Source organism: Hydrogenophaga sp. (assembly GCF_011772445.1).
Lineage (GTDB): Bacteria > Pseudomonadota > Gammaproteobacteria > Burkholderiales > Burkholderiaceae_C > Hydrogenophaga.
The window spans coordinates 26,378-42,680 of sequence record NZ_WVZN01000042.1 but is presented as its reverse complement, the minus strand read 5'-3'; the positions used below and the strand labels follow the sequence as shown (position 1 = coordinate 42,680).

At 69.5% G+C, this 16,303-nt stretch carries 15 protein-coding genes; 4 read left to right on the top strand and 11 right to left on the bottom strand.

Translation table 11 applies throughout. From position 1 onward, the window contains the following. Positions 1–2: 2 nt before the first annotated feature. Genes bktB through GTO19_RS16595 form a run of 4 tightly spaced genes read right to left on the bottom strand, consistent with a single transcriptional unit; the run spans position 3 to position 3,299 of the window. The gene (gene bktB, locus GTO19_RS16610; protein WP_291018789.1) at positions 3–1,187 is read right to left on the bottom strand and encodes a beta-ketothiolase BktB; all 1,185 of its coding nucleotides are present in this window, start codon (positions 1,185–1,187) and stop codon (positions 3–5) included. Between the two features lie 58 nt (positions 1,188–1,245). Beyond that, positions 1,246–1,800 carry a histidine phosphatase family protein gene (locus tag GTO19_RS16605; RefSeq protein ID WP_291018788.1) on the bottom strand — a complete coding sequence of 185 codons (555 nt, stop codon included), beginning with the start codon at positions 1,798–1,800 and terminating at the stop codon, positions 1,246–1,248. Positions 1,801–1,821: 21 nt separating this feature from the next. Then, on the bottom strand, positions 1,822–2,598 hold the full coding sequence (locus GTO19_RS16600; protein ID WP_291018787.1) for an SDR family NAD(P)-dependent oxidoreductase: 777 nt from the start codon (positions 2,596–2,598) through the stop codon (positions 1,822–1,824). Positions 2,599–2,630: 32 nt separating this feature from the next. Further along, positions 2,631–3,299, bottom strand: coding sequence for an RluA family pseudouridine synthase (locus tag GTO19_RS16595; protein WP_291018786.1), 669 nt, complete (start codon positions 3,297–3,299; stop codon positions 2,631–2,633). 56 nt (positions 3,300–3,355) lie between these two features. Between GTO19_RS16595 and GTO19_RS16590 the strand changes: the two genes are divergently transcribed. Next, positions 3,356–4,342, top strand: a complete 987-nt coding sequence (locus GTO19_RS16590) for a tRNA-dihydrouridine synthase (protein WP_291018784.1) — start codon at positions 3,356–3,358, stop codon at positions 4,340–4,342. 31 nt (positions 4,343–4,373) lie between these two features. Continuing rightward, complete coding sequence (gshA, locus tag GTO19_RS16585) at positions 4,374–5,945, top strand: glutamate--cysteine ligase (RefSeq protein WP_291018783.1); 1,572 nt, start codon at positions 4,374–4,376, stop codon at positions 5,943–5,945. 18 nt (positions 5,946–5,963) lie between these two features. On the opposite strand, the gene GTO19_RS16580 is transcribed toward gshA, so the two are convergent. Together GTO19_RS16580 and GTO19_RS16575 are read right to left on the bottom strand one after the other, a co-directional pair. After that, positions 5,964–6,185 (bottom strand): hypothetical protein, encoded by a 222-nt coding sequence (locus GTO19_RS16580; RefSeq protein WP_291018782.1) that lies wholly within the window; start codon positions 6,183–6,185, stop codon positions 5,964–5,966. Between the two features lie 198 nt (positions 6,186–6,383). Beyond that, complete coding sequence (locus tag GTO19_RS16575) at positions 6,384–6,866, bottom strand: SRPBCC family protein (RefSeq protein WP_291018780.1); 483 nt, start codon at positions 6,864–6,866, stop codon at positions 6,384–6,386. Between the two features lie 133 nt (positions 6,867–6,999). On the opposite strand from GTO19_RS16575, the gene ylqF reads away from it, so the two are divergent. Beyond that, complete coding sequence (gene ylqF, locus GTO19_RS16570; protein WP_291018778.1) at positions 7,000–7,938, top strand: ribosome biogenesis GTPase YlqF; 939 nt, start codon at positions 7,000–7,002, stop codon at positions 7,936–7,938. Between the two features lie 84 nt (positions 7,939–8,022). On the opposite strand, the gene GTO19_RS16565 is transcribed toward ylqF, so the two are convergent. The 5 genes from GTO19_RS16565 to GTO19_RS16545 form a co-directional block, all read right to left on the bottom strand. Beyond that, on the bottom strand, positions 8,023–10,734 hold the full coding sequence (locus tag GTO19_RS16565; RefSeq protein ID WP_291018775.1) for an Ig-like domain-containing protein: 2,712 nt from the start codon (positions 10,732–10,734) through the stop codon (positions 8,023–8,025). A gap of 1 nt (position 10,735) precedes the next feature. After that, the gene (locus tag GTO19_RS16560; RefSeq protein WP_291018774.1) at positions 10,736–12,100 is read right to left on the bottom strand and encodes a hypothetical protein; all 1,365 of its coding nucleotides are present in this window, start codon (positions 12,098–12,100) and stop codon (positions 10,736–10,738) included. Positions 12,101–12,333: 233 nt separating this feature from the next. Next, positions 12,334–12,921: a thioredoxin fold domain-containing protein gene (locus tag GTO19_RS16555; protein ID WP_291026782.1), complete on the bottom strand. Its 588-nt coding sequence runs from the start codon at positions 12,919–12,921 to the stop codon at positions 12,334–12,336. 29 nt (positions 12,922–12,950) lie between these two features. Then, a complete protein-coding gene (locus GTO19_RS16550; protein WP_291018771.1) occupies positions 12,951–13,373 on the bottom strand; it encodes an RcnB family protein in 423 nt (140 codons plus the stop codon). 109 nt (positions 13,374–13,482) lie between these two features. Beyond that, on the bottom strand, positions 13,483–13,971 hold the full coding sequence (locus tag GTO19_RS16545; protein WP_291018769.1) for a TerB family tellurite resistance protein: 489 nt from the start codon (positions 13,969–13,971) through the stop codon (positions 13,483–13,485). A gap of 210 nt (positions 13,972–14,181) precedes the next feature. On the opposite strand from GTO19_RS16545, the gene GTO19_RS16540 reads away from it, so the two are divergent. Beyond that, entirely contained in the window at positions 14,182–16,299 is a 2,118-nt protein-coding gene (locus GTO19_RS16540) for an Ig-like domain-containing protein (RefSeq protein ID WP_291018767.1), read from the top strand. Positions 16,300–16,303 lie beyond the last annotated feature (4 nt).

The following is a 16,303-nucleotide window of genomic DNA, read 5'->3' as shown; positions in this document are numbered from 1 at the left end:
GGTCAGGAACGCTCGAAGATGGCGGCGATGCCCTGGCCACCACCGATGCACATGGTGACCAGCGCGAAGCGGCCCTGGCAGCGGTCGAGCTCGTGAATGGCCTTTACCGTGATCAGCGCGCCGGTGGCGCCGATGGGGTGGCCCAGCGAGATGCCCGAGCCATTGGGGTTGACCTTGGCCGGGTCAAGCCCCAGGTCGCGGATGACGGCGCAGGCCTGGGCCGCGAAGGCCTCGTTGGCCTCAATGACGTCGATGTCGTTCAGGCTCAGGCCGGTCTTCTTGAGCACGGCCTGCGTGGCCGGCACCGGGCCGATGCCCATGTACTTCGGGTCCACGCCCGCGTGCGCGTAGCCCACCAGTCGCGCGATGGGATTGATGCCGCGCGCCTTGACCTCCTCGCCGCTCATCAGCACCACGGCCGCCGCGGCGTCGTTGATGCCGGAGGCGTTGCCCGCGGTGACGGTGCCGTTCTCCTTCACGAACACGGGCTTGAGCTTGGCCATGTCCTCCACCGTGGCGTTGGGGCGGAAGTGCTCGTCGGTGTCGAAGGCCACCTCGCCCTTGCGGCTCTTGAGCATCACGGGGACGATCTGCTCCTTGAAGTAGCCCGCCTCCACCGCGTGCTGTGCGCGGCGGTGGCTTTCGGCGGCGAGCTTGTCCTGCTCCTCGCGGCTGATGCCCCATTTGGCGGCGATGTTCTCGGCCGTGACGCCCATGTGGATGGTGTGGAAGGGGTCGTGCAGGGCGCCGACCATCATGTCGACCAGCGTGGCGTCGCCCATGCGCGCGCCGAAGCGGGTGTTGAGGCTGGCGTAGGGCGCGCGGCTCATGTTCTCGGCGCCCGCGCCGATGGCGATCTCGGTGTCGCCGAGCAGGATGCCCTGCGCGGCCGAGACGATGGCCTGCAGGCCCGAGCCGCAGAGGCGGTTCACGTTGAAGGCCGGCGTGCCTTGCGCGCAGCCGCCGTCAAGCGCGGCCACGCGCGAGAGGTACATGTCGCGCGGTTCGGTGTTGACCACGTGGCCGAACACCACATGGCCCACGTCGGCGCCGTCCACGTGGGCGCGCGCGAGCGATTCGCGCACGACCAGCGCGCCCAGCGCGGTGGGTGGCGTGTCTTTCAGGCTGCCGCCGAAGGTACCGATGGCGGTGCGGACCGCGCTCACGACGTAGACGTCTCGACTCATGTGAACTCCAGGGATCTGAGGGGGAAGGGGAAACGGGGCATCGTAGCGCGGACCCGTGTCAGAAGGTCTGGCGCGCGAGCAGGCGCAGGCGCCCGCCCTCGGGGCGTGTCACGAAGACCTCGCCCATGGCCAGGTACTCGCCGGTGAGCGCCGTGATGTTCACCTGGTGCGTGACCAGCATCCAGTTGCCGGGCGCACGCAGCGATTGCACGGCGGCCAGCACCTCGCGGGTCTGCGTCTCGCGTGCCTGTGTCCCACCGAAGAACGAGTTGATGGGTGCCCACACCACGTGCCGGCCGAAGGCCAGCTGCGCGGTGTCCACGCAGCGGCACCAGGCGCTGCTGCGCACCTCGTCGAGGCGGATGGCCTCGCGACGGAAGGCCTCGCCGATGCGTCGGGCCTGTTCGCGGCCGTCGGCGCTCAGGTTGCGCTGCGTGGCGCATTCGCCCAGGCGGAAGTCGGGCGGATCGCCCACCCCTGGCTCGGTCTGGGCGTGGCGCATGAGCACCACATGGCCTCCTTCGCGCAGGCGGGCCCAGAAGTCCGTGGACTGGGCGCGAACGCCACCCGCAGCGAGCGCGGAGGCGGCGAGGAAGCGGCGTCGTTGCAGCATGGCGACCTCGCGGGTGAAGCCTCAGGCGTCGCGCACGTCCGCCACGGGGTTCTGGCCGAAGTCCGAGCGGTCGAGCCAGGCAAGCACGCGCGTGGCCGCGTCCTCGGGGCTGCTGAGCATGCCCTTTTCGCGCAGGTCGACGAAGCGCTGGCGGTCGGGGAAGGCCTGGGCTTCGCTGCCGCGCAGGTGGATCTGCATGTCGGTGTCGATCACGCCCGGGGCCAGCGAGACCAGCTTCGCGCCATGCGGCTGGTGCAGCTCTTCCAGCGCGCAGCAGCGCGTGAAGTGGTCCAGCCCGGCCTTGGCTGCGCAGTACGGCGCCTGCGAGGCCATGGCGTTGCGGCCCAGGCCGGAGGAGATGTTGAGCACGCGGCGCGGACCTTTCCAGCCCGCCTGCACCCAGGCGCGCGTGGCGCCCAGGAACGCGGCCGTGAGGTGCATGGGCGCCTCCAGCCCCACGCGCAGCGCGTTGGTGAGCTGCTCGGGCGGGCAATCGGGCAGCGGCACGATGGCCGGGAGCACGCCCGCGTTGTTGATCAGCGTGGCGCTGGCGATCTCCTTCGGGTTCAGGCCGGTGAGCCAGTTCGACAGGCGATCGCGCGCCCCGCGGGTGTCGGCCAGGTCCTGCGACCATTGCGTGAGCGGCGCGCCCAGGCGCTCGGCCTCGGCCTGCAGCTCGTCGCTGATCTGGCGCGACAGGCACAGCAGCACGTGGTTGGGCGACAGCAGTTGCCGGGCCATGGCCTGGCCCATGCCGCGCGAGGCGCCGGTGAGGATGGTGAGGTGGGGGGTGGTCATGCGGAGTGTCTCTTCGGGTCGGTCGTTCGGGATCAGAAAGGGCAGGGGCTGTGCAGTTCGAGTGTGTCGCCGCTGACGGGGTGCGGCAAGGCAAGCCAGCCCGCGTGCAGCAGCAGGCGCCCGGCCATGGCGCGCTGCGCCTCGCTGGCGTAGAGCGGATCGCCCACGATCGGGTGGCCGATGGCCTGCAGGTGCACCCGCAACTGGTGGGTGCGCCCGGTCACGGGCTCCAGTTCTAAGCGCGTGCCGATGTCCCCGTGCGCGCCTTGGTCATCGGCCGCCAGGCGCCAGCGGGTCAGGCTGGGCTTGCCCATCTCGTGGTGCACGATGCTGCGCGGGCGGTTCATCCAGTCGATCATCAGCGGCAGGTCGATGGTCTGCCAGCCGTTGCCGGCATCGGGGTTGGCCAGCGCACCGGCCACCACGGCGGTGTATCGCTTGTGCACGCGGCGCTTCTCGAAGGCCATGGACAGGGCGCGCTGCATCGCCAGGCCGCGCGCCATCACCACCAGGCCCGAGGTGGCCATGTCCAGACGGTGCACGATGAGGGCGTCGGGCCAGCGCGCCTGGGCGCGCGCGCTCAGGCAGTCCTGCTTGTCCGGGCCGCGGCCCGGCACGGCCAGCAGGCCCGAGGGTTTGTCGAGCACGATCAGGGCGTCGTCCTCGTGCACCAGGTGCAGGTCGTCCACGGCGGTGTTCATGGGCGCGATTGTCCCCGCCGCCGGGCGGTGGCCCGTCGCACGGGACAATACGGCCCATGCTGCTGCTCGCTCCCATGGAAGGCTTGCTCGACGCCACGCTGCGCGACGTGCTCACGCGCCTGGGCGGCGTGGACCGCTGCACGAGCGAGTTCATCCGCATCACCAACACCCTGTTGCCCGAGCGCGCCTTCATCCGCGTGGTGCCCGAGCTGCTGAACGGCGGGTGCACGGTGGCCGGTGTGCCCGTGCGCCCGCAGTTGCTGGGATCCGACCCCACGCTGCTGGCCGAGAACGCCGCGCGCCTGGCCACGCTGAAGCCACCGGGCATCGATCTGAACTTCGGTTGCCCGGCCAAGACCGTGAACAACAGCCGGGGCGGCGCCATCCTGCTCGACGAGCCCGAACTCGTGGGGCGCATCGTGGCGGCGGTGCGGCGCGCGGTGCCCGCGCACGTGCCGGTGTCGGCCAAGATGCGCCTGGGCTACATGGACGACGCGCGCGCCGAAGACAACGCGCTGGCCATCACCGACGCGGGCGCCAGCGAGCTCGTGATCCACGCGCGCACCAAGGCCCAGGGCTACAAGCCGCCCGCGCACTGGGAACGCATCGCGCGGGTGGCGCAGGCCCTGCCCGCGCAGCGGCCGGTGCTCATCGCCAACGGCGAGATCTGGAATGCGGACGACGCGCGCCGCTGCCAGGCCGTCACGGGCTGCGAGCACCTGATGATCGGCCGCGGCCAGATCACCGACCCGGGCATGGCGATGGCCATTCGTGGCGAGGGCGAGGTGCCCTGGTCGCGTGTGGTGCCGCTGCTGCCGCTGTTCTGGGCCCGGGTGAGCGCGCGCGTCGAGCGCCGCCACCGCGCGGGGCGGCTCAAGCAGTGGCTCAACTACCTGCGCCACCGCTACCCCGAGGCCCAGACCGCCTTCGACGAACTGCGCCTACACCACGATCCCGAGGCGATCGAGGCCTGGATCGCCCGGGCCCAGGCCGTCTGGGGATGCCCCGACGAGGCGTCTGCAGAATCCGCGCAGCCGTGTTAACTTCCGGCCCCCGCTTCGCAAGAGTGTCCTTATGTCTGCACTGCAACAACGGCTGGCCGCCCTGGGCCCCGAGCGCCTGCGCGGCATGCGCCGTGGCCTCGAGAAGGAGAGCCTGCGGTCGCAGCCCGATGGCAAGCTGGCGCTCACCCCGCACCCGGCCGCGCTGGGCAGCGCGCTGACGCACCCCCACATCACCACCGACTACAGCGAGTCGCAGCTCGAGCTCATCACCGGCGTGCACGCCAGCGTCGAGAGCTGCCTGGCCGAGCTGGGCGAGGTGCACCAGTTCGTGCTGCGCACGCTCAAGGCGCAGGGCGATGAAATGCTCTGGGTGTCGAGCATGCCCTGCGGCCTGCCCACCGACGAAACCATTCCCCTCGGCCGTTACGGCTCGTCCAACGTGGGCCGCGCCAAGAGCGTCTACCGCATGGGCCTGGGCCACCGCTATGGCCGCCGCATGCAGACCATCTCGGGCATCCACTACAACTGGTCCCTGCCGGGTGTGGACAACGAGGGCTACTTCGCTCTGATCCGCAACTTCCGCCGTCACGCCTTTCTGCTGCTCACGTTGTTCGGCGCCTCGCCGGCCGTGTGTTCCAGCTTCGTCGAAGGCCGCAACCACGAGCTGCAGAAGCTCGGCGCCAGCGGCACGCTGTACATGCCGCACGGCACCTCGCTGCGCATGGGCCGGCTGGGTTATCAGAGCGAGGCGCAGGCCACGCTGGCCGTGAGCTACAACGGTCTCGAAGGCTACGCGGCCTCGCTGCACGACGCGCTCACGCGGCCCTGGCCCGCCTATGAGACCGTGGGCATCCGCAACCCGGGCGGCGACTACAACCAGCTCGCCACCACGCTGTTGCAGATCGAGAACGAGTTCTACGGCACCATCCGCCCCAAGCGCGTGATCTTTCCCGGCGAACGCCCGCTGCACGCCTTGCGCGAGCGTGGCGTCGAGTACATCGAGGTCCGCCTGCTCGACCTCAACCCCTTCGAGCCCATCGGCATCGATGCGATGACGCTGCGTTTCCTCGATGTGTTCCTGCTGCACTGTCTGCTGGCCGACAGCCCGCCCGACACGCCGAGCGAAATCCGCGAACTCGCTCAGAACCAGCACCTGACGGCCGCGCGCGGCCGCGAGCCCGGCCTGGAGTTGCTGCGCCGCGGCGCGCCCGTGAAGCTCAGCGACTGGGGCCAGGAAATCATCGAGCAGTTGCAGCCCATCGCGGATGCACTGGACGAGCTGGATGGCACCGACGCGCACGCACTGGCCGTGGCCCATGCGCGCAGCACGCTGCGCCAACCCGATCTCCTGCCCTCGGCGCGCGTGCTGCGCGCCATGTCGGCCCACCACGACGACTCCTTCATCGCTTTCGTGCGTGGCCAGTCGGCGCTCACGCACCGGCACCTGCTGGGCCTGCCCTGGAGCGACGCCCAGCAGGCGCGCTTCGAGGCGCTGGCGAAGCGTTCGGTGGACGACCAGCGCGCCATCGAGGCGGCCGACACCATGCCCTTCGAGGTGTATCGACAGGAGTACGTGTCGGCCGATCGCCTCGGACACCCGCGCGTGGCGGCGGTGGGCAAGGGGCAGGCGCTGGCGGCGTGAGGCCCGCGCGGCCAGCGGTCAGATCAGGAACCAGAGCTGCCCGGCGCTCGGGCTCATGAGTGGCACGGCCTGTTCGAAGCGGCGCTCCAGCACCAACGCCACCGTGGCGTTGATGCGCGGAGAGATGAGGTCATTGACGTCGGGCCCATCCCCGTCGGTGGACTCGCCAGTGAACTCGGATCCGCTGTCATAGGACCCTTCCTCTTCGGCGGAGGTGGTGGACGAGCATGAAGAGGCCAACGGCGCGCGAAGCGGCGGCGCCCCGGACGGTGGACGGACATTGTTGCCCCCAAGGATCGGCGGGCAGGACAGTGAGCGAAGGCGCATGGGTGGGCAGCGGAATGGTTGGGGGAACGTTTGGCCGGCGCCAAACCCTCCCTGGGTGCCCCGCCCCGAGGCCCCGTTCCGGCCTCTCCATCAACAAACGCTGACGCGCCCTCAGGCCTCGCCGCCGAACTTCTTCACCAGGTTGGCGATGTACTTGTCGACGAGTTTCTCGAACTCGGCCTCGACCACTGGTGCCACCACCATCTTCATCAGGCTGGGCAGCGGCACGTCCACCGTGCCCTCGATGGCGAGTTCGATCGCGGTGGACTTTTTCTGATCGGCAATCTTCCAGTGGCCGCCCACCTGGGCGTTGCCCACACCCTTGACGGGCGTCCACTTCACCGTGCCGGTGCCTTTGGCCTCGTCCCACTTGCTGGTGTACTTGCTCGCGTACACGGTCTGGATGTTGACTTGGGCGGTGCCGACTTTCTCCATCTCCCACTGGTAGCTGCCACCGCCGAGGTCGGTGAGCTTCTCGACCTTGGGGAAAAACGCCACGGACGCGGGCACGTCGGACAGCAGCTTGAACACGTCGGCGGCCTTGGCCTTGACGGCGAATTCGTAACCGAGGTCGATCTTGACGGTGATGGCCATGGCTTGCTTTCGCTCGGGTGGAGGACGGGGCATTCTAGGCAGACCGGCGCGGCGGGGCCTGCGGGCTTACACCGAGGCACAATGCGCGCCTTCGCGGCCCATTGGCGGCTGCTGCCCACCTTCCGTTTCCCCCATGAGCGTCCAGTGGTTTCCCGGTCACATGCACCTGACGCGCCAAGCCATCGGCGAGCGCGTGAAATCCATCGACGTGGTGATCGAGATGCTGGACGCGCGCCTGCCGGGCTCCAGCGCCAACCCCCTGTTGCGCGAACTCACGCAGAAGCGGCCTTCGCTGAAGGTGCTCAACAAACAGGACCTGGCCGATCCCGAGCGCACGGCGCTCTGGCTGGCGCACTACAACGCCCAGCCCGGCACGCGCGCGATCGCGCTCGACGCCAGCGTCACGGCGCCGGCGCGCGCCTTGATCGCGGCTTGCCGCGAGCTGGCGCCAAACCGCGGGGGCATGGTCAAGCCCATGCGTGTGCTGATCTGCGGCATTCCCAACGTGGGCAAGAGCACGCTCATCAACACCCTGGTGGGCAAGCGATCGGCGAAGACCGGCGATGAGGCCGGTGTGACGCGCACCGAACAGCGCCTGGTGCTGGCCGATGACTTCTATCTCTACGACACGCCGGGCATGCTGTGGCCCAACATCATCGTGCCGCAGAGTGGCTTCAACCTCGCGGCGAGCGGGGCGGTGGGGCGCAACGCCTACGACGACGAGGAGGTGGCGCTGGAGCTGCTGGACAAGCTGAAGCTGGACTATCCCGACCGGTTGATCGCGCGCTACGGCTTTGGCTTCACGCCAGAGGCGCTGGCGGACGCGCCGGCCGAGGAACTGCTGGCCGTCGTCGGTCGCCAGCGCGGTGCGCTGGTGAGCGGCGGCCGCGTGGACGCGCAGAAATCCGCGGAGCTGGTGATCGGCGACTTTCGCGCCACGCTCATGGGGCGCATCACGCTGGAGACGCCCGAGCAGTTCCTGGCGTGGCTGCGCGCGGGCAAGGCGGCGCAGGCGCAGCGGCGGCAGGAGCGGGACAGCGCGCGGCCGCCGCGCAGGGCACGAAGGCGCTGAGGCCGACAGCGCCTGCAGGGGTCCATACAAAAAAGCCACCATCGTTGCGATGGTGGCTTCTTTTATGCGATCGAATCGTGTGGCCTATTGGTTGCAGGACAGGACCCAGGCGCCGTCCGGTGCCCAAGGCGGGTGCAGCCAAGCCACCCTGTCGTTGCCCCAGACCTTGTACTGGATGCTGGGGCTGCGCGCGGCCAGGAAGTTTCTGGATTCGGCTTGTTCCACCCAGGCCTCCTGCCAGAACGCCATCTCCGGGGTATAGGCGCTGTGGCTCATCCATCGCTGGTAGTAAGGCGCGCCGGCCGATGGTGTGGCCCCCATGGGGTAGAACAACGCGCCATCGGAGTTGGTGCTCAGCGTGCCGTTCACCCAGTTGTTCGTTCCCGCATTGGCGATGGGCCAGGTCTTTTCTTCGCCACAAGTCGAGGCGAAGTAGAGCCCGGGCGGAAAAGAAAACGCCAGGCGGGGGATGGCCTTGGCCACGATGATCTGGCCATCGAAGGTTTCGGCACCCACGTTGGCCCTGATGCTGGTGCTTCCCGCGTTCAGGATGCGCAGCCGTCCATCGCGAAACTCGGCCACGTCCTGCTTCGGATCGGGGAGTTGGTAAGTGACGACGGTGCCGCTGGCAACCCCCTGCGGGCGCGGAATGTCGAAGTCCGGGTCACCGTACGTGGCGTAGATGGTCTTGAAAGTGCGGGACTGGGCCTCATTCACCGTCAGGCTGCTCTGGATGCTGGCTTCGCGGAAGTTGCTGCCGGCGGCCTGAGTGGCGCGGACGAAGACCGGGCCGGTGCTGGGCGCCAGCGGCACGACCATCGGGGTCGGGCCGCTGGTGTCGATCCTTGCCACGGGGCTGGGCTGCCCGTTCGCGTCCACGATGGCATAGGTCCAGGTGCCCGTGCCGTTGAGCGAGGCCGGCGGCGTCAAGGGGTAGGGGCTCGAATCCATGCCGACCGTGATCGCGGGGAAGCCCTGCAGCCGCGGGTCGGCGCCGGTCACGGTGACCACCACGCTGTCGTAGTCCTTCACCGCGCCCGTGTTGACCGCGGAGCCGCAGGCAATCACGGTCTGGCCCACGCCCACGGTCTTCCAGCTGTCCTTGTCCCACACAGGGCCCAGGCCGATGCCCTCCAGCACCCCACCGCTGCCCGCCACGGAGAAGCCGGTGCAGCGGTTGTTGTCGGTGACCTCGGCGCCGCTCTGGTCGTAGGACTTGGGCATCACCGGCTTGTCGCCGTAGACCATGCTCAGTGGCTGACCCAGGTTGTAGCGCTTGGGCAGTGCTGGCCCGTCGACCCGGATCTCGCGGGTCGGGGCCGTGTTGTTGGTGTAGCTCGCTTGAATGGGCGGGAAGAAGGGCCCCGCCACGTAGCCCATCACAAAGTGGTACAGGCCGTTCGCCGTGCCGGCCTCGACCCGGAACTCGATGGAGCCTTCCTGTCCCGGCGCGGCGGTGGGCGTTTGCGACACCTGGCGGAAGTGCGGGTCCGCCACCGGTATATCGCCAGACGAGTAGACCCAACCCCGGACATCGTCGCCAACGAAGTTGGTGCGGTAGCCGATGCTGAAGGTGTCGCCCTGTTTGAGCGGCCCCGTGGGCCAGCGGGTGATGACGATGCCCGGCGGGCCTTGCTCGATGGTGACGGGGACCGTGACCTCGCGCGCGGCCCAGGGGCCGTTCTGGGCCAGGGACACTTTCACATTCACCGTGCCCGGGCCCTTGACCCACAGTTGCCCCGTGGAGGCGTTGATCTCGGCAAACTCGTTGGCCTCGGTCGGGTCGGGAATGCTGAAGCTGATGGCGCCACCGCTGTTCGATCGCGCGCGCAGCGTGGTCTCGAAGGTGGTGGAGGGCAGCGAGGCCACCGGGTCCACGCCCAGCGTGGGCTGGCCCGCGACCACCTTCCACGTGGCCTTGGCCAGCACGGTGCCGGCGGCGTTCTTCGCTTCCAGCACCGTGCTGCCCAGGCCCTTGAGTGAGACCTGCGCTTGGCCGCCGGTGCCGATGATCGTCGCGACGCCGGTGGCGCTGCTGCTGTACGTGACGTTCTGCCCGCCGAGCTGGGACGGCAGGGCGATGGGGTCCGGGGTGTAGGGCAGTTCCCGGTCGTTCAGTCCGGGGACCGCCGTCACCTCGAGCTCGGCCTCGAGCGTGCCGCCGTCGTAGGTGCCCAGGGGTTTTTGCGTGGCCACGATGATGGTTTTGCCCACCGCTTTCACGGTCACCACGCCCGCTTCCGTGACGCTGGCCACCGCCGTGGCCGGGTCCTTGAGGCGGTAGACGATGCTGGCGTTCTGAACGTTGGACACCGGCGCGGTGATCTGAAAGGCTGGCATGCCGTACATGACGCTGGCCAGTTGCCAGGGCTGGAAGACGACCGGCAGGCCTTTCACCTGGATCGTGTAGCTCGCGCTGGCCACGGGGTAGGGCGGCGAGGCGGCCTGGCTGGCGGTGATGGTGGCCTCGCCCGCGAGCACGCCGCTGACCTGGCCGGTCTGGGCGTTGACCGTGGCCACCGCCGTGTCGCTGCTGCGGTAGGTGACGGCGCCGGGGCTCAGGCGCACGGTGGCGGTCTGCGTGAACTGCTGGTTGACCTTGACTTCGGCCTTTGCCTGGGCGAAGGACAGCTGTTTGACGGTGGTGATCACCAGGTTGTTGATGCTCACGCCGCCCGCGGCCCACACCAGGGATGTGCCGATCAGGAGCAGCAGCAGCCATTGCCAGGGCCGCTTGAGCAGGCGAAGGAAGAACGGCGTCAGGGAAGGGGAAGGCAAGAGGTTGCGGGCGCGCATGTCAGTACCCCACCGCATTGAAGTTCACGAGGGTCAGGCTGGCGTCGGACATCACGACGACGACGGACACGGGCGTGGTGGCCCCGGCGCCCGGGTTGGGGAAGCGGCGGATACCGAGGTAGAGCGAGCCGTCCTGCACCCAGATCAACGGCCTGCCGTCGCTGCCCAGGTTGGTCGAGGGTGCGCCGTTGAGGTCCACCTGCGCCACAGCCACGGCGGGCACGGGCAGCTTGATGATCAGTGCGTCGGGCGTGGCGCTCACGGTGGAGCCCCCCAGGCTGGACTTGTCGAGGCTGGCCAGCAGCACCGGCACGGCGGTCAGGTCGACCTTGGCGAGCACGCGCGTGGGCAACTCGCGCGGGCGCTGGAACACCTCGTCGAGGCGGCGGACGGTGGCGGTCTGGCGTTGGCTCAGGGTGGAGCAGCGCGGTGAGCGGCCATCCAGCGGGGCTTCCAGGCCCACCATCAGGCTGGTGCGCGCCTTCATGCCCGGGGCGCCGCCGTCGCGCGCCAACGCCAGGTTCCACTTGCCGTGGCGCACACCGAAGGACAGCCGGTCGCCCGACGCGCCCGAGTTGGCTTGGCCTTCGAGTTGCCAGCAGCCCGGCAGCGCATGGGTGTAGGCCAGGCCTGTGGTGGCGCGGCTGTCTTTTTCGCCGGAGCCGTCCTGGAAGCGGTAGCGCAGGGTTTCGCGGCCCAGCGTGAGCTTGAGTTCGGCGTTGGCCCAGGGGGCGACACCCATGCCCACGTTGAAGCCCTGCAGGCGGCCAGGGGCGATCTCACGGGGATCGACGAGGAAGCGGATGAGGGTGGGGGTTTCCTCGACCATCACCGCGTCGCCCACGTCGGGTTTGCGCGCGCGGGCCAGGTAGGCGCTGGCGTTGAGCTGCGTGAGCCAGGAGCCTTCGTCAAAGCGCTTGATCACCCGCAGCAGGGCGGAGGCCTGGTCGACCTCCACGTCATCGGGACCCGAATGGAACTGATAGGTGTCGGTGTCGCGCAGCCAACCCAGCGAGAGGCCGAAGTGCAGGTCCTTGCTGGGCGAGTACAGGCCGTTGAGCATGAGCTCCTGGCGCTCGGTGCCCGCGGAGGCGTTGGCGCCCACGGCCCAGGTGTCACCGAGCAGGCGCGCGTAATCGATGTCGATGCGCGAACCGCCACCACCGCCCCAGTCGCGCCCGAATCGGGCGCCGACCCGCGCGTCGCGCGACTCGCTGCGGTACTGGGCGCCCGATTCGTTGAGGCTCAGGTCTCCGGCCTGGATGTTCGGGCGGGTTTGACGGCTCTGGCCGGGGCGCCGATCCGGCATGGTCGGGCTGCCGTCGGCCGGGGCCTGGGGCGCGGCCTGCGGCGCGCCCACTGGCATGGGAAGGGACTGGGCAAGGCAGGGCGCGAGGGTCAGCGGAGCCGCGAGGGCGGCCGTTGCCCAGCGGCTGGACGGAATGCGAGGCATGGGTCGTTCGGAGGATGGTTGGTGAAGGGCCGCGCGCGCGAACGCGGCAGCGGGCACTCACCTAGTTTCATCCGAATGACCTACGTTTCAGATTCCTCCATTGCACTAATTAATTACTTTTTGTCGGCGGTCGCGCCCGGCCGCGCCTATTGGCCGCTCAGCCCGATGAAGCTGGCCAGTTGCGCCGTGGGCATGGCTCCGGCCACGGTGCGCGCGCCGCCGCCTTGCGGGTCGCGCGTCACCACGAAGGGCACCGACTCCGCGCCCAGGCGATTGAGCAGGGCGGTGTTGTGCTTGATGGCGGCCTCGACCTCGGCAGGCACGCTGGCCGAGGCGGAGATGCCGCCCTGGTTGGCCAGCAGGCTTTTCTCGTGTGCCGACATGGCCTCGGCCGGGTTGGCCGCGCCCAGGATGGCCGCGCCCTGCGGCAGGCTCTTGGCGTTGAGCAGGGCCACCGGCAGCCAGACGAAGCGCGCCTGGCGCAACAGCGGCTGGGACGACTCCCACAGCGCGGCGCAGTGCGGGCACTGCGGGTCGAACAGCACGTACACCGTGTTGGCGGCCATCATGGCACCCACGGTGAAGCCTTTGCCTTCGGCGGCGAGCACCTGAAGGGCCTGGGAGCGGTCGATGGGCGGGGCCGGCGGCGCGGCCTCGGGCTCGCGCGAGCAGGCGGACAAGAAAGTCATGGCCGCGAGGGCGGCCATGGAGGAGAGGGCGTGGCGGCGTTGCATGCCGCGATGATAGGACGCCCGGATGACCCTCAGTTGAGGATGGCGTGGGCGATCAGCCCGGTGGCGGCGGCGATCAGCAGGAACTCGCCGTTGACCTGCACCCAGTGGTGGCCGCGCGGCGGCTGGTACAGGCGCGGGTGGTGCTGCACCACCACGTAGCGCCCGCCGCGGTACTCGCGCGGCAGGTACTGGCCGCGGTGCCAGCGCGGGCCGCGGTTGTCGTCATAGTGGTGGTGGCGGTTCACGATGCGCACGTCGCGGTGGACGTGGCGGTGCACGTCGCGGTGCACGTGGCGGGGACCGCGGTCGTGGACATGACGCTCGACGTGGCGCTCGACACGGTGGCCGTCGTGGCGGTGTCCGCGGCGGTGGTCGTCGCCAGCGAAGGAGGCCGTGCTCACGGCCAGCGTGGCGGCGGCGACGGCGATCGAGATCAACGAACGGGCTTTCATGGCTGTCTCCTTTCGGGAGGGGTTGTTGAGCCTTCATCGTGCTCAAGCCATGTATCGCGCCGGTAAACGCGGCGCAGCGCCACCGCAAAGATCGTTGCCGGGCTTGTGTTCAGGGCAGCTCGGCGTGGCCAGACGGCGGACCCGAATGCTGGGCATGGATCTTGGCCGCGATGTATTCGCCGTGCGTGACGTGCAAGAGCCCCGCCACCTTGCGGATGACCGCGTTCTCGTGCACGTCGAGGTGCTCGTCGGCGTATGCCACCTCCCACATGGCCTCCACCATGGCCACCTTCTGTGCATGCGTGAAGCGGTCGTTCAGCAGGCTCGTGAAGCGCTGGTAGTCGTAGGCGGTGCGCGCGGTCTCGTGCGCCAGTTCGATCAGCCGCTGCAACTCGTCGTCGCTGAGCTCGAACTTGCGGCGCAGGGCGCGCAGCACGGCGTCGTATTCGTCCTCGTGCACCTCGGGGGCGGCGCGCATCACCTCCACCAGCAACACGGCGGTGGACAGGTGCAGGGTGTGGTCATTGGGGGGCGTCTGCGCCGGGGTAGAGAGCTCGCCGGTGAGCTGCTCGATCAGGTCCTTGATGGTCTTGAACATGAAACCTCCATGACAGGGATGGAGCCGCCCGCCCGGCCGAGGTTCCGTCGACCCGGCGCGTCGCGCACGCGACAGACCACGGTACGCCCGCCTCAGGGAAAACGCCAGACCCTCTGGTGCGCGCGGCGCGGCAGGCCTATAACCGCCGCTCGAACAGCACCCCTGCCAGGCACTCGAGCCGCGTTCAGCGGCCCTCCCAGGAGACAAGCCATGACCCCGACTCGCCCGCGCTGCCCGCGGCTGGCGTTCACGCTGGCCTTTTCCTTCGCCCTGTGGCCGATGCTCGCGCAGGCCGATGGCGTGGCCGTGCGCTACGACGCCAGCGCCTCGCCCTTCCCCAGCAACCGCTACACCGTGCCCGACTTCGGCAACGCCACGCTGCGCCGCGTGAACCTGCCCAAGCCCGATTGCGCCGCCCGCCCCAGCGACTGCGCCGACATCGACGTCATCAACACGCTCGACGGCTTCTCCACGCAACCGCGCATCACCGTGCCCTTCACCGGTGATATCGACCCCGCGTCGGTGAACAGCGACAGCATCTACCTCGTCAACCTGGGCGACGTGCTGACCCTGCGCGGCTTCGGCCAGAAGGTGGGCATCAACCAGGTGGTGTGGGACCCGGCGAGCAAGACACTGGCCTTCGAATCCGACGAGTTGCTGCAGGAGCGCTCGCGCTACCTGCTGGTGATCACCAACGCCGTGCGCGACGCCAGCGGCAAGAAGCTGAAGAACGCCAGCTTCCTGGGCGGGCGCGATGCGCATGAGCGCGAGCTGCGCGATGCGCTGCCCATGGCGCGCGGCGGCGGGCGTGCGGTGGTGGCGGCCTCGCTGTTCACCACCCAGTCGGCCACGGGCGATTTGCTCAAGATCCAGCGCCGCATCAAGGCGAGCACGCCCGCGCCCATGAACTTCATGGTGGGCAACGGCGGCGCCGTGCGCGCGCTGTTCCCCGTGGCGGGCCTGCAGGGCATTCAGTTCAACCGCCAGACCGGCACCACGCCTTCGTTCACCCAGAGCTTCCTGCCCACGCCCGCGCTGCAGGTGATGCCGGGCGCCGTGGGCCACGTGGCCTACGCGCGCTTCGATTCGCCCGAGTACCAGAACACCGCCAAGGTGATCCCGCCGACGGACACCCTCACGGGCGCCCCCCGCCCGCTGGGCAGCCAGGCGCTGACGGCCCAGTTCTTCCTGCCAGCGAGCCCCAAGCCGGCCGGTGGCTGGCCGGTGGCCATCTTCGGCCACGGCTTCACCGACAGCATGTACGGCGCACCCTGGACGGTGGCCTCGGTGCTGGCCTCGCAGGGCATCGCCACGCTGTCCATCAACGTGGTGGGCCACGGCGGCGGGGCGCAGGGCTTCCTGGCGGTGCTGCCCACAGCGGGCGCGCCGGTGCAGATTCCCGCTGGCGGGCGCGGCATCGACCAGGACGGCAACGGCACCATCGACAGCACCGAGGGCGTGAACGCCGCCGCGCCGCAGACCATCGTCAGCAGCCGCGACGGCCTGCGCCAGACCGTCATCGACCTCATGCAACTGGTGCGCCAGGTGGAGGTGGGTGTCGACGTGGACGGCGACGGATCGCGCGACCTCGACCCCGCGCGCATCTACTACGCGGGCCAGTCCTTCGGCGGCATCTACGGCACCATGCTGCTGGGCGTGGAACGCAACATCAAGGCCGGCGTGCCCAACGTGCCCGGCGGCTCCATCACCGAGATCGCGCGCCTCAGCCCGGCGTTTCGCATCCTCACCGGCCTGAGCCTGGCGACGCGCCAGCCCGTGCTGCTGAACCTGCCGCCCACGCCGGAGCTGCCGGTGCCGCTCAACTTCAACGAGAACCTGCCCCTGCGCGACCAGCCGCCGCTGGTGAACACCGTGCCCGGCGCCATGGCCATCGCCGAGCTGCTGGACCGCAACGAATGGGTGCAGCAGTCGGGCAACCCCGTGTCGTACGCCGAGCTGATCCGCCGCGACCCGCCCCAAGGCCACGCGGCCAAGCCCGTCATCGTGCAGTTCGCCAAGGGCGACGTGACCGTGCCCAACCCCACCAGCAGCGCCATCGTGCGCGCCGGCGGGCTCAAGGACCGCGTCACCTACTTCCGCAACGACCTGGCCAATGCCGGCAACCCGGGCATTCCGAAGAACCCGCACACCTTCCTCACCAACATCGGCATTGCGGCCGCCGCGCCGCTGGCGGTGGCGGCACAGACGCAGATCGCGGTGTTCTTCGCCAGCCACGGCGCGACGGTGATCGACCCCGACGGCGGCGGGCCGCTGTTTGAAGTGCCGATCCAGGGCGAGCTGCCGGAAGGCCTGAATTTCATCCCCTGACCGT

Bases quoted from the DNA above. Each gene is read 5' to 3' on its own strand.
- bktB (WP_291018789.1), bottom strand. From the start codon at position 1,187: ATGAGTCGAGACGTCTACGTCGTGAGCGCGGTCCGCACCGCCATCGGT.
- GTO19_RS16605 (WP_291018788.1), bottom strand. From the start codon at position 1,800: ATGCTGCAACGACGCCGCTTCCTCGCCGCCTCCGCGCTCGCTGCGGGT.
- GTO19_RS16600 (WP_291018787.1), bottom strand. From the start codon at position 2,598: ATGACCACCCCCCACCTCACCATCCTCACCGGCGCCTCGCGCGGCATG.
- GTO19_RS16595 (WP_291018786.1), bottom strand. From the start codon at position 3,299: ATGAACACCGCCGTGGACGACCTGCACCTGGTGCACGAGGACGACGCC.
- GTO19_RS16590 (WP_291018784.1), top strand. From the start codon at position 3,356: ATGCTGCTGCTCGCTCCCATGGAAGGCTTGCTCGACGCCACGCTGCGC.
- gshA (WP_291018783.1), top strand. From the start codon at position 4,374: ATGTCTGCACTGCAACAACGGCTGGCCGCCCTGGGCCCCGAGCGCCTG.
- GTO19_RS16575 (WP_291018780.1), bottom strand. From the start codon at position 6,866: ATGGCCATCACCGTCAAGATCGACCTCGGTTACGAATTCGCCGTCAAG.
- ylqF (WP_291018778.1), top strand. From the start codon at position 7,000: ATGAGCGTCCAGTGGTTTCCCGGTCACATGCACCTGACGCGCCAAGCC.
- GTO19_RS16565 (WP_291018775.1), bottom strand. From the start codon at position 10,734: ATGCGCGCCCGCAACCTCTTGCCTTCCCCTTCCCTGACGCCGTTCTTC.
- GTO19_RS16560 (WP_291018774.1), bottom strand. From the start codon at position 12,100: ATGCCAGTGGGCGCGCCGCAGGCCGCGCCCCAGGCCCCGGCCGACGGC.
- GTO19_RS16555 (WP_291026782.1), bottom strand. From the start codon at position 12,921: ATGCAACGCCGCCACGCCCTCTCCTCCATGGCCGCCCTCGCGGCCATG.
- GTO19_RS16550 (WP_291018771.1), bottom strand. From the start codon at position 13,373: ATGAAAGCCCGTTCGTTGATCTCGATCGCCGTCGCCGCCGCCACGCTG.
- GTO19_RS16545 (WP_291018769.1), bottom strand. From the start codon at position 13,971: ATGTTCAAGACCATCAAGGACCTGATCGAGCAGCTCACCGGCGAGCTC.
- GTO19_RS16540 (WP_291018767.1), top strand. From the start codon at position 14,182: ATGACCCCGACTCGCCCGCGCTGCCCGCGGCTGGCGTTCACGCTGGCC.